Origin of the sequence: Sphingobacterium sp. SYP-B4668 (genome assembly GCF_027627455.1) — a bacterium.
GTDB lineage: Bacteria > Bacteroidota > Bacteroidia > Sphingobacteriales > Sphingobacteriaceae > Sphingobacterium.
Map to the genome: position 1 here is coordinate 2,713,233 of NZ_CP115483.1, position 24,111 is coordinate 2,737,343.

The 24,111-nt window shown below is 42.1% G+C and carries 24 protein-coding genes; 16 read left to right on the forward strand and 8 right to left on the reverse strand.

All coding sequences use genetic code 11. The annotated features are described in order from the left end of the window. The first annotated feature begins 33 nt into the window (after nucleotides 1-33). From OQ289_RS11250 to OQ289_RS11265, 4 genes are all read left to right on the forward strand, one after another. Nucleotides 34-1,521, forward strand: coding sequence for a peptide MFS transporter (locus OQ289_RS11250; RefSeq protein ID WP_270086962.1), 1,488 nt, complete (start codon nucleotides 34-36; stop codon nucleotides 1,519-1,521). Nucleotides 1,522-1,747: 226 nt separating this feature from the next. Next, nucleotides 1,748-2,479: a polyprenol monophosphomannose synthase gene (locus tag OQ289_RS11255; protein ID WP_270090873.1), complete on the forward strand. Its 732-nt coding sequence runs from the start codon at nucleotides 1,748-1,750 to the stop codon at nucleotides 2,477-2,479. A gap of 30 nt (nucleotides 2,480-2,509) precedes the next feature. After that, nucleotides 2,510-3,532, forward strand: a complete 1,023-nt coding sequence (gene ruvB, locus OQ289_RS11260) for a Holliday junction branch migration DNA helicase RuvB (RefSeq protein ID WP_033562388.1) — start codon at nucleotides 2,510-2,512, stop codon at nucleotides 3,530-3,532. Nucleotides 3,533-3,553: 21 nt separating this feature from the next. Beyond that, nucleotides 3,554-4,297 (forward strand): hypothetical protein, encoded by a 744-nt coding sequence (locus OQ289_RS11265; protein ID WP_270086963.1) that lies wholly within the window; start codon nucleotides 3,554-3,556, stop codon nucleotides 4,295-4,297. Here the strand turns inward: OQ289_RS11265 and OQ289_RS11270 are convergent. Both OQ289_RS11270 and OQ289_RS11275 read right to left on the reverse strand, forming a co-directional pair. Then, nucleotides 4,281-4,850 (reverse strand): hypothetical protein, encoded by a 570-nt coding sequence (locus OQ289_RS11270; RefSeq protein WP_270086964.1) that lies wholly within the window; start codon nucleotides 4,848-4,850, stop codon nucleotides 4,281-4,283. The two genes, OQ289_RS11265 and OQ289_RS11270, sit on opposite strands and share 17 nt — an antisense overlap. Then, the gene (locus tag OQ289_RS11275) at nucleotides 4,851-6,266 is read right to left on the reverse strand and encodes an ATP-dependent DNA helicase (RefSeq protein ID WP_270086965.1); all 1,416 of its coding nucleotides are present in this window, start codon (nucleotides 6,264-6,266) and stop codon (nucleotides 4,851-4,853) included. It lies immediately after the preceding gene. 138 nt (nucleotides 6,267-6,404) lie between these two features. Between OQ289_RS11275 and OQ289_RS11280 the strand changes: the two genes are divergently transcribed. The 3 genes from OQ289_RS11280 to coaD are packed head-to-tail and all read left to right on the forward strand — an operon-like array spanning nucleotide 6,405 to nucleotide 8,306. Continuing rightward, nucleotides 6,405-7,187: a DUF3822 family protein gene (locus tag OQ289_RS11280; RefSeq protein ID WP_270086966.1), complete on the forward strand. Its 783-nt coding sequence runs from the start codon at nucleotides 6,405-6,407 to the stop codon at nucleotides 7,185-7,187. A 1-nt stretch (nucleotide 7,188) separates the two neighbouring features. Continuing rightward, nucleotides 7,189-7,743, forward strand: a complete 555-nt coding sequence (locus tag OQ289_RS11285; RefSeq protein ID WP_270090874.1) for an RsmD family RNA methyltransferase — start codon at nucleotides 7,189-7,191, stop codon at nucleotides 7,741-7,743. Nucleotides 7,744-7,802: 59 nt separating this feature from the next. After that, entirely contained in the window at nucleotides 7,803-8,306 is a 504-nt protein-coding gene (gene coaD / locus OQ289_RS11290; RefSeq protein WP_333485540.1) for a pantetheine-phosphate adenylyltransferase, read from the forward strand. Here the strand turns inward: coaD and OQ289_RS11295 are convergent. The 4 genes from OQ289_RS11295 to OQ289_RS11310 all read right to left on the reverse strand — a co-directional run bounded on the left by OQ289_RS11295 (nucleotide 8,303) and on the right by OQ289_RS11310 (nucleotide 12,104). Then, the gene (locus OQ289_RS11295; protein WP_270086967.1) at nucleotides 8,303-9,607 is read right to left on the reverse strand and encodes a DEAD/DEAH box helicase; all 1,305 of its coding nucleotides are present in this window, start codon (nucleotides 9,605-9,607) and stop codon (nucleotides 8,303-8,305) included. The two genes, coaD and OQ289_RS11295, sit on opposite strands and share 4 nt — an antisense overlap. Nucleotides 9,608-9,936: 329 nt before the next feature. Further along, the gene (locus OQ289_RS11300; protein ID WP_270086968.1) at nucleotides 9,937-10,437 is read right to left on the reverse strand and encodes a hypothetical protein; all 501 of its coding nucleotides are present in this window, start codon (nucleotides 10,435-10,437) and stop codon (nucleotides 9,937-9,939) included. A 58-nt stretch (nucleotides 10,438-10,495) separates the two neighbouring features. After that, the gene (locus tag OQ289_RS11305; protein WP_270086969.1) at nucleotides 10,496-10,822 is read right to left on the reverse strand and encodes a HesB/IscA family protein; all 327 of its coding nucleotides are present in this window, start codon (nucleotides 10,820-10,822) and stop codon (nucleotides 10,496-10,498) included. A 94-nt stretch (nucleotides 10,823-10,916) separates the two neighbouring features. Then, nucleotides 10,917-12,104 carry a cysteine desulfurase family protein gene (locus OQ289_RS11310; RefSeq protein WP_270086970.1) on the reverse strand — a complete coding sequence of 396 codons (1,188 nt, stop codon included), beginning with the start codon at nucleotides 12,102-12,104 and terminating at the stop codon, nucleotides 10,917-10,919. A gap of 165 nt (nucleotides 12,105-12,269) precedes the next feature. On the opposite strand from OQ289_RS11310, the gene OQ289_RS11315 reads away from it, so the two are divergent. From OQ289_RS11315 to OQ289_RS11350, 8 genes are all read left to right on the forward strand, one after another. Beyond that, nucleotides 12,270-13,151, forward strand: coding sequence for a mechanosensitive ion channel family protein (locus tag OQ289_RS11315; protein WP_270086971.1), 882 nt, complete (start codon nucleotides 12,270-12,272; stop codon nucleotides 13,149-13,151). 366 nt (nucleotides 13,152-13,517) lie between these two features. Then, nucleotides 13,518-14,732 (forward strand): NAD(P)/FAD-dependent oxidoreductase, encoded by a 1,215-nt coding sequence (locus tag OQ289_RS11320; protein ID WP_270086972.1) that lies wholly within the window; start codon nucleotides 13,518-13,520, stop codon nucleotides 14,730-14,732. Nucleotides 14,733-14,798: 66 nt separating this feature from the next. Continuing rightward, the gene (locus OQ289_RS11325; RefSeq protein ID WP_270086973.1) at nucleotides 14,799-15,353 is read left to right on the forward strand and encodes an AAA family ATPase; all 555 of its coding nucleotides are present in this window, start codon (nucleotides 14,799-14,801) and stop codon (nucleotides 15,351-15,353) included. Between the two features lie 344 nt (nucleotides 15,354-15,697). Then, on the forward strand, nucleotides 15,698-16,687 hold the full coding sequence (locus OQ289_RS11330) for a diaminopimelate dehydrogenase (RefSeq protein WP_270086974.1): 990 nt from the start codon (nucleotides 15,698-15,700) through the stop codon (nucleotides 16,685-16,687). 174 nt (nucleotides 16,688-16,861) lie between these two features. Then, the gene (locus OQ289_RS11335; protein ID WP_270086975.1) at nucleotides 16,862-17,710 is read left to right on the forward strand and encodes an NAD(P)-dependent oxidoreductase; all 849 of its coding nucleotides are present in this window, start codon (nucleotides 16,862-16,864) and stop codon (nucleotides 17,708-17,710) included. 24 nt (nucleotides 17,711-17,734) lie between these two features. Next, nucleotides 17,735-18,568: an aminoglycoside phosphotransferase family protein gene (locus OQ289_RS11340; RefSeq protein ID WP_270086976.1), complete on the forward strand. Its 834-nt coding sequence runs from the start codon at nucleotides 17,735-17,737 to the stop codon at nucleotides 18,566-18,568. Nucleotides 18,569-18,676: 108 nt separating this feature from the next. Then, the gene (locus OQ289_RS11345) at nucleotides 18,677-20,308 is read left to right on the forward strand and encodes an ABC-F family ATP-binding cassette domain-containing protein (RefSeq protein ID WP_270086977.1); all 1,632 of its coding nucleotides are present in this window, start codon (nucleotides 18,677-18,679) and stop codon (nucleotides 20,306-20,308) included. Nucleotides 20,309-20,382: 74 nt separating this feature from the next. Then, nucleotides 20,383-21,045, forward strand: a complete 663-nt coding sequence (locus tag OQ289_RS11350; RefSeq protein WP_270086978.1) for a DUF2625 domain-containing protein — start codon at nucleotides 20,383-20,385, stop codon at nucleotides 21,043-21,045. Between the two features lie 207 nt (nucleotides 21,046-21,252). Here the strand turns inward: OQ289_RS11350 and OQ289_RS11355 are convergent, their stop codons facing one another. Then, nucleotides 21,253-21,954 carry a TIGR00730 family Rossman fold protein gene (locus OQ289_RS11355; protein WP_270086979.1) on the reverse strand — a complete coding sequence of 234 codons (702 nt, stop codon included), beginning with the start codon at nucleotides 21,952-21,954 and terminating at the stop codon, nucleotides 21,253-21,255. Nucleotides 21,955-22,170: 216 nt separating this feature from the next. Between OQ289_RS11355 and recR the strand changes: the two genes are divergently transcribed. Next, nucleotides 22,171-22,785: a recombination mediator RecR gene (recR, locus tag OQ289_RS11360; protein ID WP_033562406.1), complete on the forward strand. Its 615-nt coding sequence runs from the start codon at nucleotides 22,171-22,173 to the stop codon at nucleotides 22,783-22,785. Between the two features lie 23 nt (nucleotides 22,786-22,808). On the opposite strand, the gene OQ289_RS11365 is transcribed toward recR, so the two are convergent. After that, entirely contained in the window at nucleotides 22,809-24,020 is a 1,212-nt protein-coding gene (locus tag OQ289_RS11365; RefSeq protein ID WP_270086981.1) for an MFS transporter, read from the reverse strand. Nucleotides 24,021-24,111 lie beyond the last annotated feature (91 nt).

A 24,111-nucleotide genomic window follows, 5' to 3' on the forward strand; every position in this document is an offset into this window, starting at 1 on the left:
CTTTGAGCGGTTCTTATCACAATAGCAGGTAGAATGGAACATAGAGAACAGACTTTAGCCGAAATCCAGAATTTTGACGGAAAATATCCGAAGCAGCTTTGGTATTTATTTTTGGTAGAGATGTGGGAGCGATTTTGCTTCTACGGCATGCGGGGCGTATTGGCCATCTTCATGGTCGACCAGCTTTTTTTATCGGATAAAGAGGCAAATTTAAAATACGGGGCTATCCAGGCATTCGTGTATGCTTTTACGTTTGTAGGTGGAATTTTTGCAGACCGCATACTTGGTTTTAAACGTTCGCTGACGTTTGGTGCCATCATGATGATAGCGGGTAATGGACTGATAGCCGTCAATCCCCATGATTTTTTCTACTTCGGAATCACCCTGACGATTATCGGTACCGGATTTTTTAAGCCCAATATCTCTTCGATGGTGGGAGAGCTGTATAAGGATGGTGACCCGCGTAGAGATGCTGGATTTGGTGTTTTCTACTCAGGAATCAACGTAGGTGCGCTTGCGGGAGGTGCGCTATGTGTCTGGTTGGGTAAAGAGCACTCTTGGAATTTGGCTTTTCTGGCTGCGGCCGTGGTGATGGTCATCGGGTTATTTATCTTTTTGATGACGAAGAAATTTTTGGGACCCATTGGTGAGAGCCCAATCCTACACTTACCCAAAGCAAAAAAAACTGCCCAAGAGATAATGGTCTACGTGGGCGCTTTGGCCTGTATACCTTTGATCTTTATCATGATCCACAATACCGGATATACGGACATGTTCATGTATATCATTGGCCCGCTGGCGTTGCTGTACTTTCTTTATTATACTTTTGCAGAGAAAGAGCGTAAAGCGCGTCAGCAGCTTATAGCGGCTCTGATCTTAATCCTGTTTTCCATATTATTCTTTGCTATATTTGAACAAGCCGGTGGATCGTTGGCCCTATTTGCAAACAGCAACCTTCATCGCGACCTCCTGTTTTTTAGTATTGATCCCAATATCGTGAACAATGGCGCCAATTCGTTGTTCGTGATTATATTCAGCCCTTTATTAGGTCTACTTTGGTTGGCTATGGCCAAAAAGAAAATCGAACCTAATACCGTCGTTAAATTTGGATTGGGTTTTTTGCTGTTAGGCTTGGCTTACTATATCTTCTTTGCCACACGTTTTTTTGCTGATGCTGATGGCAAGACTTCTTTGGGTGTATTTACGCTTGCTTATCTAGCAGTGACAGTAGGGGAATTGTGCCTATCTCCGATAGGACTGTCTATGGTGACCAAATTGTCTCCAAAACATCTTGGTGGGATGATGATGGGTCTTTGGTTTTTGGCAAGTGCCTACGGACAGTATTTGGCGGGTCTTTTGGGTGCTGGGATGACAGCACCAGATGAAAATGCTTCTTTGATGGATAAATTGCTGGCTTACACGGATGGATATAAGCAGCTGGGACTATATGCACTAGCAGCTGGTGTGCTCTTAATCGTAATCTCGCCACTAGTAAAGAAATTGATGAATGGTGTGAAGTAATGGTTTTCTACGATAGGCTGCAATAGAATGCGGGTCTGGATGTATACAGACCCGCATTTTGTTTTTGGTCCTCAAATGGCATGGGTTAGACCTTATGGAATTCGAATTATTCAAGCGGCTAAAATAGCGTCAATAACCTCTAAAAAAGCGATAATCAACTTCTATATGCTACATAAATAAATTGCATATGAAGGCAAATTTATCTAAGTTTACATCAATTTATTTTATGCAAAATACAGATAGCTTAGTCATCATTCCGACTTACAACGAAAAGGAAAATATCGAAAAGATCATCCGAAAGGTCTTTTCGCTAGCCGTAGCATTTGACATCTTGATTGTGGATGACGGATCGCCGGATGGGACTGCCGATATTGTAAAAGGGTTGCAAGATGAATTTGGCGAAAGGCTATCAATTGAGGAGCGGAAAGGAAAATTGGGACTCGGCACCGCCTATATACATGGATTCAAATGGGCCCTAAATAAGGGGTATGCTTATATTTTTGAGATGGATGCCGATTTCAGCCACAATCCGGAGGACCTGTTGAAGTTGAGGCAAGCGTGTATGGACGGGGCAGATATGACAATAGGATCACGCTATGTGAAAGGCGTAAATGTAGTAAATTGGCCTATGAGCCGGGTATTGATGTCATACTTTGCTTCAGTATATGTCCGTTTTATTACCGGGATAGCTATACAAGATGCTACCGCAGGTTTTGTTTGTTTTAGACGTCGTGTACTCGAAAAAATCCCCTTGGATCAAATCAAATTTGTGGGCTATGCCTTTCAGATCGAGATGAAATTTACGGCATTGCAGTATGGTTTTAAGGTGGAGGAAGTGCCCATTATCTTCACCGATAGGACAGAAGGTACATCCAAGATGAGCACCAAGATCTTTAGAGAAGCTTTTTTGGGGGTCATCCAATTGAAAGTAAGCAGCTGGTTTAAAAAATATAATTAGAATAACGACGTTAAGTATAGAAGAAGAGATATGAACGAATTCCTTGACCCCAATTCTGAGCGATTAAACCCAGTAGAACGTGACCTTGAACGCGTCCTCAGACCTCAAACGTTTGAGGATTTTACGGGACAGGAAAAGATTTTGGAAAATCTGGCTGTCTTTGTAAAGGCTGCCAAATTGAGGGGGGAAGCCCTGGACCACGTTCTTTTGCATGGCCCCCCGGGACTTGGGAAGACGACCTTGTCGAATATCATTGCTAACGAAATGGGGGTGGGCTTCAAAGTAACTTCGGGTCCTGTATTGGACAAACCTGGAGATCTAGCTGGACTGCTGACCAATCTGGAAGAGGGAGATATTCTTTTTATAGACGAGATACATCGCCTGAGCCCTATTGTCGAGGAGTATCTATACTCTGCAATGGAAGACTTTAAAATAGATATCATGTTGGAGACTGGGCCCAATGCGCGCTCTGTACAGATATCGCTGAGCCCATTTACCCTTGTAGGGGCAACCACTCGGTCGGGGTTGCTAACCTCACCATTGCGGGCTCGATTTGGAATTAACTCAAGGCTACAGTATTATGATGCTAAGCTGTTGACTACAATCGTATTACGATCGGCCAGTATCTTGAATACACCTATATCGGATGAAGGTGCTTATGAGATCGCTCGGCGGAGTAGGGGCACCCCACGTATTGCCAACGCACTTTTGCGTCGTACACGAGATTTTGCACAGATTAAAGGTAACGGTTCCATCGATAGAGCTATTGCTCAATATGCGTTGAACGCGTTAAATGTTGATGAGAATGGACTCGACGAAATGGATAACAGAATATTGTCCACTATTATCGATAAATTTAAAGGTGGCCCAGTAGGTCTCAAAACAATAGCAACAGCGGTAGGAGAAGATGAAGGTACGATAGAAGAGGTATATGAACCTTTCTTAATTCAGGAGGGATATCTGATGCGTACCTCTCGAGGAAGGGAATGTACCGATACCGCATTCAAACATCTAGGACGCGTCAATCACAGCAAAGGAAATACACTGTTTTAATAATCACTCAAAGTCGACTATATGAAAAGAAGTCTTTTATACCTTTTAGCTCTTGCTTTACTAACTCCAATTAGCAGCTACGCTCAACTTGACTGCCCACCGGTGATAGGTGGTGCGCGAAAAGCGAATGACAAATTTCACGTCACGCTAGGTGTGGGGCCAACGGTATTATATGGTGATGTACCCAAAGCAGGAATGGGCTTAGGGGCCTATCTCAAAGCTGACTATCGGATCTACAAGGGGATAATGGTTGGGCTCGAAGGACAGATTGGCTCGCTGAAGGCAGAAGCGGTGTCAGATACTACAGATAAACGTAAAGCTAATAATAGTTACTATGCGGGTTTTATAAATGTGACGGTGTATCCATTCCAATTTACCTCTACAGGCTCGTCCTATTCGTCACCGACGGAGTTATTATTGAACTCTATATACCTAGGTGTAGGATTTGGTGGCCTGCAAAGCAAATACAAGGAATTAAGGCATGCGGATGGTTTTGTAGATTATGGAGACGGTGCTGTCGCTGGTACTGCTAGGATGCCTGAAAAAACAAAAAGCATGCTCTTTCCGGTTGCAAATGTTGGTGCCGCTATACCGATCAACAAATTCAATTATAAAAATCGGACAGGACGTTATTTCAGCGTGGTATTCAATGGGCAATTTTCTTTTGCAGATGATGAACTCGATGGATTTCGCGTGCCGCACTACAATTCCAAATCTAACGATATGTATGCATTCTACACAGTAGGTGCTAGGTATTCTTTTTAAGTAAGCCGAGTATCTTTTTGCCTCTTGCTTGTATTGAAGGTGGTCCATTCTTTTTGAAAAAGTCGATTTGAGCCCAAAGTTCATCTTTTACCCAATCGTGACGCTGGCTTAAGAGGTACAGGATTTCAAAACAATTGGCGACTACGGCAACCGCCTTATTCGGCTTGATCATCCAGCCAAATATGAGTTCAATCAATTCTTCTTCCTGCTCCATGGTAAGCTGGATGTTGATTTTTGAAGATAACAATTGAATGAGTATGTTGCCTGCAATTCGTTGATTACCATCTATCTGTATTTCATGCAATCGCTCCAATACTGTCGGGTATACGCTGTCAAAGCTACTTGGATAAGCTTTGAGGTATTTTTCGAGGAGCCATATGGCATGTAAGGGAATGTTGTGCTCATTGCTAGTGAAACACAATTCTAGTAAGGACGGCACAACGAGTTCATCATGGCGGAAAGGGGAGAGCTGCTGTTGTTGATGACGAGCCAGGGTGTCCAGAAATCTGGTCTTCTGTTTCGCAAATTCTAGAACATCTTTAGGGGCATTCATCTAAAAGAATTTTTCATTAAAGTTTACCAAAAATAATTCTTTTGTAGCGCGCGTCAAAGCGGTATAAAGCCATCTTAAGAATTCGGTATTGAGCATGTCGTCATGCAGGTACCCTTGGTCGATAAAGACTGCTTCCCATTGCCCTCCCTGTGCTTTATGACAGGTGATAGCATATGCAAATTTAATCTGGAGGGCATTGTAATAGGGGTCTTTTTTAATAGCCTCCATTCGATCTTTTTTAGAAAAAATGTCCGCATAGTCCGTAGCGATGGCTTCGTATAATTGTTGCTGCTGCTCGTAAGGGAGATTGGGGGAGTCTGTATATAGACTCTCTAGCAGCACACGACAGGTGATAGGCTCTTCGTCGTCACTAAACTCTAACGTAACATCTGCAAATCTAAATCCATGCTGCTCATGCATATATCCTACCTTTCGGACTTTGGCCATGTCACCGTTGGCGATAAAACCACTTTTATTGTCCTCATTATTTTCGGTGAGCCAATAGTAGTTGTTGCGTACCACCATAACAAGATCCCCACCCGTAAGCTCTTCCTCTCTGAACAGGATGCGATTGCGGATATTTTGATTGTATAGATTGGCGGATTTGTTGGACCTACAAACGACAAGTGTATTCTCGATCCCAAACTTGTCGTAGGCATAATGCAAGCCTTCTATTAATTTTTCGCCTGTCATTTGGAAAGTGTCTGCAAAACCCTTTGTAACAAACTGTGGAAATGGATAGTCATTTTTGTCCTCTTCCATCTTTATTTCTCGCCTTATCTTAGTTGCATTGAACAGTATCCCCGAACTCTTCTCTTGACGTACTACATCCGTAAGTTCGAATCCAGATACATGTAGGTAGAATTCATGGCGAAGATACTCTGGGTTGAGCGCGGGACTCTGTAGAAGACCGACTGGAGGTAGCTGGGCGGTATCACCTACAAACATAATAGTGCAATTCTTTCCAGACTGTACATACTTGATAAGGTCATGTAAGAGGCTCTTGGAAAAAATATTGGCCGACTCATTGGATATCATAGAAGCCTCATCAACAATAAATAAGGTGTCTTCATGTAAATTTTCAGCCAATCCAAAATCCATCTCAAAGGCGACAGCTGTCTTCTTGCGATATATCTTTTTATGGATGGTGAATGCTTTTTTGCCAGAATAGTGGCTCATTACCTTTGCCGCACGCCCTGTAGGGGCCAAGAGTACACTCTTCTTGCGCAGCTGCGGAAGAGTCTTCACTAGGGCACTTATGATGGCAGTCTTCCCTGTACCAGCATATCCCTTTAATACAAATGTACGCTGACGATCGAAAGCAGCTATAAAGTCACTTAACAGGCCGAAAGCAATACTTTGCTGTGGCGTAGGAGACCAATGAAAGTGTTGGATAAGGAGATCTTGGATATGCACCTTCAAACTTAGATAAACTTGGCTTCAAAAGCAAGTTAAAGCCGAGATCTATCGGGATATTGACTTGCATATAAACATAAGTTTATCTAAGTTTGCTAGATAAAAATCGATTACCGATTTAGACTGGTAACTTAGCGCATGAACTATACTTCAGACCATTTTAATATTCAATATCTTCCCCACTATACTTTATTGGTAAAGACTGGCTTTCATATCGATACACTGGTTGTGATAGATGAAAACAATAGCATACAGGTGATGATCGAGTATGAAAGTGAACAACCCGAACCCTCTGCTTTACAGCTGCTTAGCCTGCCTTTTAGTAAAGTAAAGGTGGTGGTGCCACATCAAGGGTTGGTATTCGTCCCCACAGAAGTATTTCAAGAAGATGCATTGGAAGAGTATTCGGAATTTTTGGTGGATGACCAGGTTGAAAACACAAAGTTTCAACAGGTGGCTATGAACGGTGTTACTGCCGTATATCAATTTGATATGTTTTTATACAACCGTTGGAAGACGTTGTTTCCGGAAGCCCAGTTCATTCCCGAATTTCAAGTAGTATTAGAACAAGCGCAAGCACATATACCCTTACAGGGTGATGTAGTCGGTGTGCACTTTGGTGACCAGGTTGTCGATATTTTCGTCTTTATCAATGGCCAATTTCAATTGTATAATACTTTTGAAGTTTATGGATTAGAAGATTTGACGTATTACATGCTGCGTATATTTAGCAATTTTCATATTAAAGATAAGGTGCAGAAACTTTTGATTTCGGGCGAGATACCAGAAGATATCTATCGTATTAGATTAACCCAGCTAGCTGAAAAGATAGAGGTGATGCAGGCAAAAGTGAAGATACATGCAGATGTACCCAGGGTAGAGGAGCAATTGGCTGGATTGAATACATTATTTGAGTACTAGGATGCGGATAATTGGTGGCACATGGGGAGGTATACGGCTCAATCCTCCCAGTAATCTTCCAGTACGACCGACGACGGACATTGCAAAAGAAGCCGTATTCAACATTCTTCAGCATCGAGTTGATTTTGAAGAACTGGAATGCTTAGATCTATTTGCAGGGACCGGAAACATTAGTTTGGAACTGGCTTCACGAGGAGTGCCTACAGTGACTGCCGTAGACCTTCACTTTAAGTGTGTGCAGTATATTGCCGAAACCGCGAAAAAGCTGAAAGCAACGTCTATTCAAGCCAAAAAGGCGGATGTATTCAAGTATATCAACTCCTGTAAACAACAGTATGATCTCATATTTGCCGATCCGCCATACGATATTCCTCAGCTACCTCAACTTCCGGAAATGATAATGAATGCAAATTTGTTAAAGGACAATGGCTTATTGATTATAGAATTTCCATCTACCCGGAAACTGGATGACTCACCCTACTTACAGGAAATTCGGAAATATGGGTATTCGTCTTTTGGTTTTTATAGCCGTGAGGACAAACAACAATTGGTATAGCATCCACTGCTCTATTGGAGAGTGTACCCCTAATGAATAACAAGTAAACACACATAGGCATGAAAACCGATCGACAAATAACAATAGCAATCTTTCCGGGCTCATTCGACCCCGTCACCTTAGCGCACCGTGACATTGTGATACGGGCACTGGAATTATTTGATAAGATTGTCGTGGCTGTAGGTGTCAATAGTGAGAAGAAGGGACTACTCAGTCATCAAGAGCGGGCAGATATACTCACGAAGGTATTTGCTGATCAACCTAGGGTAGAAGTGACAACTTATAGTGGCCTTACCGTAGAATATTGTAAAAGGATTGGGGCGCAATACATTTTGAGAGGATTGCGCAATACAAATGACTTCGAGTTCGAGAATGCGATTGCTCAAAACAACAAACAACTCCAACCCGATATCGAAACCATCTTTTTAATGAGTACGAGTGGCACAGGCCATATTTCGTCTACTATCGTGAGAGATGTCGTCTTGCATAATGGCGATATTAGTTCGATGGTACCGGCAGAAGTCATTACATTTTTGAAAAACAAAACTCAGCAAGGAGGTTAGCTCCTTGTAATCTTGACTTTCTTATTCTTCATTTTGACCTGCGAACTATGTTTCATGGCTAGTGGGGCTTTGTCTCTACTGACGGCAACAAAAGCCATTGTCTCTTTGACTTCGATAATGCCCACATCATCTTTTTCCATCCCTGGGATTTTCAGTAAGTAGCCAACGATATCAATCTTGTTGATTTTGTCTTTTTTGCCCGCATTGATGTGGAGCGTCATGTATGGTGAATTTACTGGAAATTGTATGTCTTCATCCAAGACTTGCTCCTCCAAATCTATCGGAAGATAGTCGTACTTCTCATCCGTTGTCAATATTACAAATACATTTCCCGATGCTTTCATGCGCGCTGTACGTCCATTTCTGTGCGTAAAAACTTCTTCCTTATAAGGCAGTTGGTAATGGATTATGGAGTCCACCTCTGGGATGTCCAATCCACGAGCGGCCAAATCCGTGGTGATTAATATTTGAGAGGTGCCGTTTCTAAATTTCAAGAGCGAAAGTTCGCGATCGGGCTGTTCCATCCCTCCATGAAAGACATCATGGACAAGCTCACGATTCATCAATAATTGCGAAATATGGTCTACCGCATCCCGATGATTGCAAAAAATAAGCATACGCTTGCTACCTATGAAACAAATAAGTTGCAACAGAGCATTTAATTTTTCCTTTGGTTTACAAGTAATTCTTTTGATGGTCAGGTCGGGACTAGATTCGTCGTCGTTCAAATAATCGATGACGGCAGGAGTAGTGACGCCTGTAAAGGCTGGAATTTGCTCCATAGTTGTCGCGGACGTGAGGATACGCCGCTTCAACTGGGACAATTCTCGAATGATAAACGACATATCCTCTTCGAAACCAAGCTCAAGTGATTTATCAAATTCATCTAGTACCAGTGTATTTAGATGATCGACTAAAAAATTCTCCTTGCGAATATGGTGTGCCACGCGACCGGGGGTTCCAATCAATATATCTGGAGAATGTTGTAGCGCATTCTTTTCGACTCGAGTCGAATGACCTCCGTAACAACATACTGTACGTTTTCCATGGAGCACTTTTTTAGCTACAGATTCAATTTGTAGCGCAAGCTCACGTGTAGGGACAAGTATAAGGCATTGTACTCCCTTTTTACGCTCGTCAAAATGGGACAATGCAGCTAGCAGGAATGCCAAGGTCTTGCCCGAACCAGTGGGCGCATGTAAAATCATATCGGAATCCGTCCCTAAAGATTGTACAACTTCTTGCTGCATCTCATTTAGGGAAGAGATGCCCATCCTTGTCAATATTGCTTCTATCTGCATGTAACAAAAATAGCGATAAAAAGCCGATTTCTGGTCGATTGAGCAAGATATTGTCAAGAATATGTCTGAAATCTGTTAAAACTATGTTAAAGGGAGTGGATTATTTGGAAGGTTATGCTAAATCGAATTATCTTTGAGCTTCATAATTTAGGTTAATAATTGGTTAGTATAGGTCTTCAATCTCCCCGGTTGAAGACCTATCTTTATTTAAATACCTTGTAGTTTACTTTATGCAAAGCTATAAACCGATTGCTCATTAAATGCATTTTCTCTGCGATCTATCTCGAAAGTTGATTGTCGAGGGTGTACCCCACGCCATATGGCAGTATTTATTTTGTAAGCTGGATGCTGATGCGATAATCCCCCTCAAATGCGTCCCCCTGCATTTGGCTTTCACCAACAACAATCCGATATCGACCCCGCTGTTGAAGCGGGTATACCATTTGACGGCCAAAGGGACCATCTGTTTGATTGTCTGGCATAATAATGTTGTTGATACGAATATTTCCAATTGAATCATGCACTGGAGACACCTGGATGGACACTTTTGAGTACGCATCGTTGATAAACGAAAAGGTGTCTTTCACCCGCGCCTTTTGGAACAGGGTCATCTGCCATTTGTCTATGCCCTGAGGCATTTCTTTGATAGTATAATGGCGAGATTGTCGATTTGTAGATACGCTATCCTGTACATCATTCGTGCTATTTTGACGAGTGGGATTATGGCAACTGTTTGCAAGGGTAGACATGAATATACAGCATATTAGCAGACGAATATACATAGGTGTGATTCTTTGGTAGAAGAACAACAAGAACGAAATATTGTTCATAAAAAAAGCTCTTTTCTGAAAGAAAGGAGCTTTTTTTATGAAGGGGCTACTCTAATGTCTATACAGAGAAACTCTCCCCACAAGCACATGTCCTGCTGGCATTGGGGTTGTGAAACTCAAATCCTTTTCCAGTGAGTCCATCTGAATAATCTAGCTCAGTACCTGCTAAATACAAATATGATTTGATATCCAGACAAATCCTAATCCCTCTATCTTCAAAAAATTGATCTCCCTTCTTCTCCTCGTTGTCAAAGTTCAATTTATAGGATAGCCCAGAGCATCCGCCACTTTCTACTGAAACCCTCACAAAATAGGAGCCATCATAGTTCTCGTCCTTCATGATGGTATCAATGCGTTCCTTTGCTTTATCTGTTATTGTGATCATGCTGTCCATGCGTTCTTTCCTTTATCTTTGCTCCTACAAATTACGATATTTTTTTGAGAACAAACAATCCCATGTCTGTTAGTATTGTGTCAAATTAGTCAATCAGTCCCTGCTTGTAGAGCTGCCAAACTGGAGATTGGGACCGAACATCAGCTACAACGGCTATTATTCGGGACAGTGCTTCTCGAATATGCTCATCAGTGGTATATCGACTCAAACTAAATCTTAAACTGCAATAAGCATCGTCATCACTCAGGCCCATAGCCTTCAGTACGTGTGAGGGATCGCGATCGCCGGATACACAGGCCGAACCTGCCGATAGCGCTACCTCTCGCAATCTGCTCATGATTTCGGTTGCCTTAGTATGCTTGAATACGATATTGCTCGTGTTGTAAAGCCGCTGTGCGTCTTGGGCATGAATAGCAGCTGATGGAATATGTTCCAAGATTTGTCGCTCCAACCGATCCCGTAGCTCGCCCACCGATTGCTGTGTACTGTCGAGCGCTTGATGAGCAATCTCAATAGCTTTACCCATACCCACTATAGCTGGTACATTATATGTCCCTCCACGAAAATCACCTTCTTGTTTTCCTCCATGTATAAGAGCCTGAATCTGGGTAGGCTTTGTTTTACGGCGGATATATAATGCTCCCACGCCTTTGGGACCGTGAAATTTGTGTGCGCTAAGGCATAAGATGTCAATTCCTATTTGCTCTAAATTTAGGTCCACTTTGCCAACATATTGGGTGGCATCGCAAAAGAATAATGTCTCTTTTGCATTTGTGATCTTGGCAATCTGCTGAATGGGATGAATGACACCTGTCTCATTATTGGCGGCCATCAAAGCGACTAATATGGTATCTGGACGAATCTCACGCTCCAGTGCCGATAAATCAAGCTGCCCGTTTGAGTCGGTCAGGAGATAGGTTATTTCGGCTCCTCTCTTTTCAAGATATGTGCAACAGGCAAGAACAGCTTTATGCTCTGTATATGCGGTGATAATATGCTTCCCTTTTACCTGATACAATTCGAAGATACCTTTAAGTACAGTATTGATAGCTTCGGTAGAACCTGAATTGAAAAAAATCTCTTTTTCCTTTGCTCGAATCGCTTGCGCTACACGAAGTCGAGCTTGTTGAATAGCTGCATTGGCTTTGCGTCCCCATCTATGTTGTACACTGGAAGCATTGCCGTACTCGGTAGTCAAATAGGGCAGCATTTCATCCAGCACACGTGAATCGAGCGCTGTGGTTGCATTATTATCTAAGTAAATAAGGGACATACATACAAATCTTTCTACCTTTGAATCAAAATCAAACTTACACAAACTTCTATATATACGAAAGTTTGGTAGCCAAATTGCGTCCCGTTTGATTGTAAAGCCGTTAGGTGGACGAACAAATTTTGAAATTAATTGTTTTAAGAGGAAATATCTAAAAAGAATAATATGGAGACAGTAAACATCAGCAAATTTGAAATGTGGTTTGACAAATTGATAGACGTGGTCATCGTGAGTATCCCCAGTATCGTCGTGGGTTTGTCTATTCTATTTTTCGGGGGATACCTTATCCGGTTCTTCATTAACATGCTCAATAGGCGTTTTGAAAAAAGAAAAGTGGATGTATCGATTCGTGCTTTTGTAGCTAGTATGTTGAAATTTGTACTGTATGCTCTACTGATTTTGACGGCTGCAAGTACAATGGGAATACAGACTACTTCTTTTATCGCTGCATTATCGGCATTTGGACTTGCTGTGGGTATGGCCTTACAGGGAAGTCTTTCAAATTTTGCTGGAGGTGTACTCATATTAATGTTTCGTCCATTTGAAGTAGGGGACTATATCTCCAGTGCGAACGGATCGGCTGGTACAGTAGAGCGGATTGATTTATTATACACAACATTGGTCACCGCTGAAGGGATAAAAGAGTTTAGCCCAAATGGCACTTTGGCTAATTCGGTAATCAAAAACTACTCGAAGATCCTCTCGCGTAGATTTGAGTATGTAGTTGGTATTTCCTACGATGCAAATATGAAGGAAGCGAAAGATATTATCCTTCAAGTCTTAAAAGATGACAAACGGGTGCTAGAGACACCCGCACCCGAGATATTCGTAAGTCAATTGGCAGATAGTTCGGTCAATCTGACTATTCGTGGATGGGCTAAAAAGGAAGACTACTGGCCAACAGCTAATGCCAACCAAGAGGCCATTAAAAATGCGTTGGATGCACATGGTATCAGCATCCCGTTTCCACAGACGGAGTTGCACATCATTAATGACGCCTTTGGAAACGATAAACTTATTTCCAAGGCTAATCCAAAGAGCGAGTAGTGATATAATAACGATACGCAAGTATAGCCTGTTGCCATTTTGTAAGTTTTGACGGATCTTTGTCACTTAACTTTGGCAATATGGATTTATTCAGCTTTGCTAGAAATCGATAGAAGGATTTATTCATATACAAGTAATTGTTTAATGAGCTGATGGTGCTCTGTTTATCCTTTATTAGTTATCTGTAATATGGTCCATTGATGGTTACCGTATTTTGTAAAGTATGGATATTCATGTAATCAAATTTAATGTTTTTGGACTTGTTGCACCTAATTTATTGCTTGGTCATAGCACAAGGCCTTTTCTATTTAATGAAAAAACGAAACTTTTGTTTGCCCGGATTGTTGATTAACGTAAATATACCATATGGATCTTTACTCCGGATTACCCTTTTGGATTGTTAAAAATGAACTTTATGACTACTACAATCCCTTACGGGAGGATTTAAAAATTGATGTGGCCATTATAGGGTCGGGTATTACAGGGGCTTTGGTTGCTCACGAGCTGTGTGAAGCCGGAATCGAATGTGCCATCTTCGATAAGCGAACGGTATCTACGGGAAGTACAGCGGCTAGCACTGCGCAGCTTCAATATGAAATAGATGTACCGCTACACGAGATGATTGCGGACGTGGGGGAGAAGCGGGCTGTAGCGGCCTATCACTGTAGCCTAGAATCCATTGACGATATCCAAGCGCTATTGTCTAAAATCAAAGTAAAAGCAGATTTTAAGCGCGTATCAACTGTATTTGTCGCCAGTAACCGCAAGGGGCGACGCATGATAAATGCCGAGTATGAATGTCGATTACAGCATGGACTGCCCGTATCTTATTTGAATGAGGAAGAGCTACATCAACAATATGGGATAAAAGCTTTTGGCGCATTATACAACGACAGATCCGCACAGATGGACTGCTATCGTGCGTCCACAGGCATTATCCAGCACCATCAAAAACGAAAGGAGCTATCGGTATATTCGCCAGTAGAAATTATAGACTATCAAGAACGAAAAGAGGGCTATACGCTTTTGACTAATGATGGACGGCGAGTAAATTGCAAGTATGTCATCATAGCAGCTGGATTTGAAGCGGGTAAGTTTCTCCCAAAAGAGGTGATGAAGCTTAATTCAACCTATGCCTTGGTGAGCAACCCCATAGATCCAGCGCAGTTTTGGAAGGAGAGAAGTCTCATTTGGGAGACTCGATCGCCTTACTTCTATATGCGCTCCACGGTAGATAACCGTATTATGATGGGTGGAGAAGACGAGCCTTTTAGAAATCCCAAATTGAGAGATGTCTTACTCCGAAAGAAAGTTCGAAAGCTTTCTTATAAATTCAAAAAAATGTATCCTGAAATCCCATTTGAGGTTAGCATGGCTTGGTGTGGTACCTTTTCCTCCACTCCTGATGGTCTACCATTTATTGGCGAATGGCCCGGTAGGAAACGTATGCTCTATGCCCTTGGTTATGGCGGAAATGGCATAACATTTAGTATGATTGCTGCTCAGATAATCCGAAACCAACTATCGGGGACTCGAGACCAGCGAAAAGATGTCTTTGGATTTGAACGTTTGAATACATAGATAGAGGCATGCCCGCCTTGATAATACCCGCTTTCGGATGCATTGCAATGAATAAACAATATAACTATGTTAAAATCTAATTTTTACGTGGTCACTGGTGGCCCCGGTGCTGGCAAAACCACACTATTGGAGGGATTGGCATGCACAGGCTTAAAAGTTGTACCTGAAGACGCACGTCGGATCATTAAAGAACAAATATCCATTGGAGGTGATGGCTTGCCATGGGCAAATAAAATAATCTATACGGACTTGATGCTAAAAACATCGATAGAAACCTATGAAGTGCAAGCACGTAAGGCTCAGGAAGTGTATGTCTTTGATAGGGGAATACTCGATGCTATCTGTTATGCAGAGATGACTGGGCAAGGAGTCACGCACGAAATGGAGCTAGCTGCTCAACAATACCGCTACAATGTCACGGTGTTCATGCTGCCGCCGTGGCAAGAGATTTATGAAACCGATAATGAAAGATTACAATCCTGGAGCGAGGCCGTCCATACCTACAAAACAATGAAAGAAATATATCTGCGGTATGGATACCAAATTGTCGAAGTGCCAAAAGCGACAGTTCCTGAAAGAGTTGATTTTGTCCTGCAGCACCTTGGACTAATTTGCTGCTGAAGTGCACCTTGATGTTCCTTAGAAAGGTATATTGTAACAGGTATCCAGTCACCTTTGTCAGCGAAGTGCATACCTAATGGTGATGGTGTATGGTTGTAACTATAAGACAATCAGCGGTATATTGTTTTCTCTTTTATTTCCCTATATATTCCTTATTTTAGCAGGTTAAAGCCTAGCCTCAATCCACTTGTTTTCTACAAAGAGAACAAAAAGCATGAGTGTAATTCTATTGTTAAACCCTGTGTTCAAATCACAGGGGCTAGATGGCTTTTTGTTGTTGCCAAGTTAAATAAAAAATTTACAGCTCCTATATAAGATGGACTGTATTGAACATAGAAAGTAAAATGGAGAATAAACAGAAAAAACTGCTAAGAATCGGTATCGTAGGATACGGTAATTTGGGTAAAGGCGTAGAGCGAGCAATAAACCAACACCCTGATATGTGTCTAGTCGCCGTTTTCACAAGACGGGATCCAGCATTGTTAAAAATAGAAGTACCCACATTCTGGATGCACCAAATAACAGATTTTATCGGAAAGATAGATGTGATGATCCTTTGTGGTGGCTCTGCAAAGGATTTACCCGAACAAGTACTTCAGGTAGCTCAACATTTTAATACGGTTGATAGTTTTGACACGCATGCCAAAATACCTGAATATTTTGAACGCGTGGATGAGCTGGGTAAAAAAAGCAACACATTGAGCTTAATCTCTACCGGCTGGGATCCAGGCTTGTTCTCCATTGCGCGATTACTAGGGCAGAGTATACTCCCAGATGGAGCGGATTACACCTTCTGGGGGAAAGGACTGAGTCAAGGACATTCGGATGCTGTGAGGCGAGTAGATGGGGTAAAGAATGGGGTGCAGTATACGATCCCCTTGGATAGTGCGATAGATCAGGTACGTGCTGGAGGAAACCCGCTGCTTTCTGCAGCCGAACGACATCAGCGGGTGTGCTATGTAGTAGCCGAAGAAGGTGCATGTCGGGAAACAATTGTATCAGATATCAAGATGATGCCCCACTACTTTGACCAGTATGACACTACCGTCCATTTTATCACCGAGCACGAATTGATAACCAATCATGCCGGGATGCCGCACGGAGGCACAGTATTCCGTACAGGGCAGACAGGTGCCGGCTCCAAACAACGCATGGAATTCAGCTTGACGCTGGACGATAATCCGGAATTCACGTCTAGCGTCTTAGTCGCTTATGCTAGAGCGGTATCAAAAATGGTAGTTGCAGGCCATATTGGAGCATGTACCGTATTTGATATTCCCCTGGGGTACCTATCACCTCAATCGGCAGCGGAGCTAAGGGCCTCCATATTATAGATTTATCGACAGGAATAGATGCACGATATATAGCAGTCTTGAAAGGTACACATCTGCTGTTGATTGGTAGAGAATTCATAGTTATTACTTAATTTCGTAGTGGAAGCGAATAGTTGTGCATCCCCATCGAAAAGAAAATGGCGTTAAACGGGTTTGCTAAAAAATAACATAACAATGGATAAAGAGAAAATAGGGTTTATTGGCTTGGGAAATATGGGATATCCCATGGCTAAGAATTTGGAAAAGGCCGGATTTCCACTGGCAGTCTATAATCGGACTATTGAAAAAGCTGCCGGCCTCTCTCCGCGCACTACCGTATGCAATAGTATTACACAGTTAGTTAACGAATGTGACATCATCTTTACGATGTTAACAAATGATGATGCTGTAGCAGCTGTGTATGCGCGTATTCTTGAATTAGATATTACAGGGAAGCTAATCGTAGATATGAGCACCATTTCACAAGAGGCCACTGCGAGGATCGCGGCTTTAGTAAAGGAAGAAAATGGGGCTTTTGTAGATGCTCCGGTAGCGGGAAGCACAGGTCCGGCAGCGGAGGGTACCCTCATTATTATGGCCGGTGGAGAACAGCAAGACATTACCCGCGCCCAACCGTATTTTGCAAAAATGGGAAAGTTAACGAAACATGTAGGAGTTAATGGGAAAGGAATAGCAGCAAAGTTGTCCATAAATTACTTTTTGGCGACGATTTACCAAGGGCTTGCTGAAACGGTGCTCTTTTCTGGAGAGTTGGGAATCGCTAGAACGGATATGCTGGAAATTATCAATGAAAGTGCTAGTGGAAGTGGTGCTACCCGTGTAAAGACGCCTTTACTATTGAAGGACAGCTATGCACCAGCCTTTGCCTTGGATCTAATGTTGAAAGATATTTTGCTGGCTCAACGTGCTGGCGCCGCCTATCCACTAACAAAGGAATTGGTGGACACCTACCAAGCTGCCCATGATAATGGATTTGGCGAGCAGGACGTTATAGGGATTATTAATCATTTGCAAAATAAATAAAAAAAAAAGCACGCCATAGATATCATGACACCCCATGAGAGACAGAGACTGGATTATTACGTACTAAAATGGGGCCTTGAACCAACTTCCGCCCCATTTTCTACTAAGACCAGTATTTTACAAGCCTGTACTTACCAAGATAGAAAAGCGATGCTCAAACTCCCTACGGTAGAAGAAGAGCGTCGTGGCTCATACTTGATGAGGTGGTGGGATGGAAATGGAGCAGCAACTGTTTATTGCCATTCAGAAGATGCCTTGCTACTGGAACGAATTGAAAATGCTGCCGAATTAACGTTGAAAGGCTTGGTAGGCAGCGGTCAGGACGATCTAGCCACGCGCATAATATGCAGCGTCGCTCAACAGCTACATCAGCCTCGATTAACTTCGCGACCACCCTTAATAACGCTAGACGAGTGGTTCGAACCTTTTATTAGTCAACCCAATCATTCAACCCAAGAGCTTCAAATCAGTGCGGAAGTGGCTAGATATGTGCTAAAAAAACAAAAGGAGGTAACCGTACTGCACGGCGACTTGCATCACGCGAATATCCTATATGGCGATAGAGCAGGGTGGAAAGCCGTTGATCCCAAGGGATTGTATGGAGACCGCGCATTTGATTTTGCAAATATACTGTGCAATCCCACCGCAGATACAGCACTGTCGGAGGGGCGATTGGCCCGGCAATTGGACATCATATGTCAAGAGGCAAATATTTCAAAAAGGCATATGGTGGATTGGCTGGTTGCGTGGTCAGGCCTTTCGACCTATTGGCTTGCCGAGGATAACGCCGATACGATACTGGCCCTGGCGCTTGTTGCAGATGCCATCCACTTGCGGACAGCCTGCTACCTTGATTGAACAAAGGTATAGCTAGTGTCTTGAGCAGTGGTGATGGTACATTTTTCAGGGATTATTATTTTGTAAGCATGATTCGCTTATCTTTGCACAAAAATAAGCAGATACAGCGTGATTAACATAAATAACATTTCGGTCTCATTTGGAGGCACAACGCTTTTTAGCGATGTATCGTTTTCGGTCAATGAAAACGATAAAATAGCATTGATGGGTAAAAATGGTGCAGGAAAATCTACACTTTTGAAGATCATCGCTGGAGCGGGTAAACCAACCACTGGCAACGTCTCAGGTCCCAAGGACGCGGTAATAGCCTATTTACCTCAGCATTTGCTAACTCATGATAATGTGACCGTTTTTGAGGAAACCTCAAAAGCCTTCGAAGAAGTGTATTATATGCGAGATGAGTTGGAACGATTGAATGAGCAATTAAATGTTCGGACTGATTATGAGACGGATGATTATATGCAGCTTATTGAGCGGGTATCAGAGTTGAGTGAGAAATATTATTCCATAGAGGAAGTAAATTACGATGCCGAAGTGGAAAAGGTGCTAAAAGGCCTTGGTTTTGAACGTTCGGATTTCACGCGGCATACTTCCGAATTTTCAGGTGGTTGGCGCATGCGGATTGAATTGGCAAAAATACTTCTAAAACAGCCAGATCTCATCCTGCTGGATGAGCCGACCAATCACATGGATATCGAAAGTATACAATGGCTTGAAGATTTCCTATTAAATTCAGCAAAGGCGGTTATCGTAATCTCACACGATAGAGCATTTGTGGATAATATTACCAACCGCACGATAGAGGTGACTATGGGAAGAATCTATGATTATAAAGCGAAATATAGTCACTATTTAGAATTACGTAAAGATCGTCGCCTACATCAATTAAAAGCTTATGAAGAACAACAGCGCTTTATTGCTGATAATCAGGAATTCATAGACCGATTTAGAGGGACTTACTCTAAGACGCTACAAGTGCAGTCCAGGGTCAAGATGCTAGAAAAGCTGGAGGTAATAGAGATTGATGAAGTCGATAATTCAGCATTGAAGCTGAAATTCCCACCCTCACCTCGCTCGGGACAGTATCCCGTACTTGTAGAGGAGCTGACCAAGGCCTATGGTGACCATATTGTCTTTCAGAAAGCAAATATGGTCATCGAAAGAGGAGAAAAAGTGGCTTTCGTCGGAAAGAACGGAGAGGGTAAGTCAACCATGATAAAGGCAATCATGGGCGAAATAGATTTTGATGGAAGCCTAAAGGTGGGACACAATGCCAAAATCGGTTATTTTGCCCAAAATCAAGCAGCTCTCCTGGATGGTGAATTGACTGTCTTTGAAACTATAGACCAAATAGCGGTAGGCGATGTGCGGGTCAAAATAAAAGATTTATTAGGTGCATTTATGTTCAGTGGTGATGATACGACCAAGAAGGTAAAAGTATTGTCTGGAGGCGAGAAGACGCGATTGGCGATGATCAAGTTACTTTTAGAGCCGGTAAATGTATTGATCCTGGATGAGCCAACCAATCACTTGGATATGAAGACCAAGGACATTATCAAAGATGCTCTTCAAGATTTTGACGGCACTTTGATTTTGGTATCGCACGACCGCGATTTCTTAGATGGTTTAGCCAAAAAAGTATTTGAGTTTGGAAATAAACGTGTTCGTGAACATTTTGAAGATATCAAAGGATTTTTGGAATACAAGAAAATGAGTAATCTTAAGGATATAGAGCGTTAGATAAGCGGTTTACGGTGGCGCTTTAGTCATCTAAATGGTCAATACAGATGGTCGACAGTGGAAGTAAATAGGAAATGAAAACATTAAAAGAATTAATACACAGCGTAGATTCAGGTTGGAAATTGGTGCAAGATTGGATGAAGACAGCTGTAAATCAGTATGAAGTATTGCCACGGAATCCCCGAAAAGCGGATGAGGAGCTATTAAGACTTCAAATTTCGACCAAATCACCCATAGGAGCAATCGTATATCAGACAGGAGGTATATTGATTGACTACGGCTGGTTACGTATACTAGGTTCGGGTTCGACAAAGCTGAATCGGGGCATCATGCAATGGAACAAGCACAAGAGTTTTGAGCGAGAGGGCGAAAAAGGAGGCTTTCTACTTATTGCAGATGATGTACTTGGTGGATATTTTGCAATCAATGCAGGCAGCTTGGGAGACGAAATTGGGAATGTATACTATTTTGCACAAGACACGTTACAGTGGGAAAGCCTAGAGTGTGGCTATTCAGACTTTATCCACTGGGCATTAAAGGGAAATATCCATCAATTTTATGAAACTTTCAAATGGAAAACCTGGAAGCATGATCTCAAAGAAGTGGACGGCATGCAGGTCTTCAATTTTGTCCCTTTCCTTTGGACATTAGAAGGGAAGAATATCGAAAAGTCGAATCGAAAAGCGGTCTCCGTTGAAGAGAATTATCACCTTACAATGGATAAAGCTGGGGAATAGTGTAGACTAATATCGCTATTGGAAACACCATAAAAAAAACACGAAATATGCTTCGTGTTTTTTTATGGACGGCCAGCTGTCCTTTTAATACAAAAAAGAAGCTAAGCAGAGTTTATATTGAACATGACAGCTGCTTAAGCAATTCCTTAGCAAGCTGCAGATTTTTCAAGTGTTCAAATCATGGTCCATAACCATGGACCATGAGGCTTAGAAGTTGGGTTTGAGTAAATATTTGTCGTAGAATCTGAAGATGTGCTCTGCAGCATCTTCTGCGGTATCTACAACCCGATACAGCTTAAGGTCTTCCTCACTGATATAGGCGTTGTCTAGCATTGTCTTTTGTATCCACTCCAATAATCCTCCCCAATAATCACTGCCCACCAACACGATAGGGAAACGGGCTATTTTTCCGGTCTGAATTAATGTGATAGCCTCAAAAAGTTCATCCATAGTGCCAAATCCTCCAGGCATAACGATGTATCCCTGTGAATACTTCATAAACATCACCTTTCGTACAAAAAAATAGTTGAATTCCAGTAGCTTATCACGGTCTATATATTTATTATGGAACTGCTCAAAAGGCAATTCAATATTCAATCCAACGGATTTTCCCCCAGCTTCATATGCTCCTTTATTAGCGGCTTCCATGATTCCAGGACCACCTCCCGAAATAACTCCATAGCCACGTTCGGTCAGCAATTTTCCAATATCTACAGCCATCTGGTAATATTTGTGCTCGCGCGGTGTCCTCGCAGATCCAAAAATAGAAACACAGGGACCAATTTTAGCCAACTTTTCAAAGCCATCGACAAATTCAGACATGATTTTAAAAATCTGCCATGAATCCTTCACTTTGATTTCTTGCCATGTTTTATTCTCAAACGCCCTTAGAATTTTATCTTCCTTCATATTTTTATTCCTTTAATAGTATACCCCCTTTATGTAAGGAGGGCATTTACAAGATATAAATTTTTTGTGAATTGTGTGTAGGAAATGTAATGGGAGAAAAAACAAAAAAAGAGAATCTTCTTTGTTGGAGCAGTGTTGTTTTAAACACTATCAATAGGTATGAAATTGATATTCGGGAGACTTGTATATAAAGAGTAGTTTCTATAAGTTTGTGCAATGGAATTTTCATCGAAATTATTGCAGCAGGCTGTTGACGAGTTCGGGCGCCTACCGGGTGTCGGACAGAAGACAGCCTTGCGATTGGTTCTCCATCTGCTTAAACAATCCGATGGAGAAGTTGCCAGATTTACCGGTGCAATTGACCAGCTTAAGGAGCAAATCAAGTATTGTAAAGTATGCTTCAATATCTCCGATCATGATGTCTGTGATATTTGTAGTTCGATGAAGAGGGACAAAACAATGATATGTGTGGTCGAAGACACGCGAGATGTGATGGCCATTGAAAATACGAATCAATATCAAGGGGTATATCATGTGCTTGGCGGCTTGATTTCTCCCATGGATGGAATAGGTCCATCTGACCTCAAAATTGAAGGATTGGCCTCGCGCATTGCATCTGGTGAAGTAAAGGAGATTATACTCGCATTGAGTGCAACCATGGAGGGCGATACCACTATATTTTATCTTTATCGCAAACTCAAAGAGTCCGCTGTCCAAATCAGCACAATAGCGAGAGGAATAGCCTTCGGTGGTGAACTTGAATATGTCGATGAAATCACCCTAGGTCGATCGATTGCAACACGTGTCCCCTATGAAAGGAATATTGGTTAAAATCTCTGAGGTGATTCGAATCATCAATTTATATTCAGTCGTTTCATCGACCAGATAAAACCAACAGCTACAACCAGTAAGATAGCCGCATCGATGTACCAAAGTGTGTGATATCCCCATAAAGAAACTGCTTTCGTACCCAAGAACGGTCCAAATATATTGGACGATGCAAACGCAATAGAGTTCATCCCCATGTAAGCGCCCTGTGTATTGCGTGTAGATCGTAATGCCGTGACAGTGGCCATAAATGGAAGGGTCAACATTTCTCCTAGCGACAGCATAAACATGGCCAAGTACAACCACACTATCCCAAAGCTAAAATTAAGCATGAAGTAGGAGATAGCTGCGAAAAGGGTCCCGTAGAAGAGAATACGGGTAATGGTAGCGCGGTGTTCAACGATATGAACCAAGATCATCTCGAATACGACGATCACAAACCCGCTGAAGCCAAGTATCAAACCAATCTCTCCTTCGGTCATCTTATGCACGTCTTGATAGAATAGCGGTAACGTGCTGATGAGCTGGAAAAATGCCATAGAAAACAAGCAGCATAATACCGAAAACAGGATAAATGGACCATCGGTGTATGGATTACGGTCACGTTTGGTAGGAGGGGTGTCAATCTTGATTTCTTTGTTGACTGTATTTCCCTTGCGATTGTAAAAAAAATAAAGAAAAACAATAGCTGCAGCGGCTACGGCTATAGCATTTCCATAGAAAATCCAATGATACGAGAATGTGGCTAAGAAGCCTCCCAGTGCTGGCCCTACTGAAAATCCCAAATTAACCGCCATTCTATTTAGTGAATAGGCTTTCGTCAGATTCTCTGGTTTAGCATATCGAGCTACCGAGACAGAGTTTGCCGGGCGAAATGTATCTGCAACCAAACTCAGTACGAATACCATGACAGACATAGATTCAAACGTTGTAAATAGTGGCATAATAAGAAATAACGGAGCCGTCAAAATAAGACTAACCGATTGTACTTTGAAATTGCCTACTCTGTCTGTAAGCCAACCGCCAAGCCAGGACCCGGCTACAGATCCACAACCATAACAGGCCAATACAATGCCCACGTGCGAAATATCAAACCCTAGCTGCTTGGTCATATACATACCCAAAAATGGTATAACCATAGAGCCCATTCTATTGATGAGCATGACCAGGGCCAATAGCCAAGCCGCTGGAGAAAGACCACTGTATGACTTTATATATATCTGTATGAGTTTTTTCATTATTTATGTAAGTATTTAATCGTTAACCCCATTTTTACAGTATAGTTTCAGTACCCAAATGTACATTGCAAAAAAGAGTACAAAAAAAATG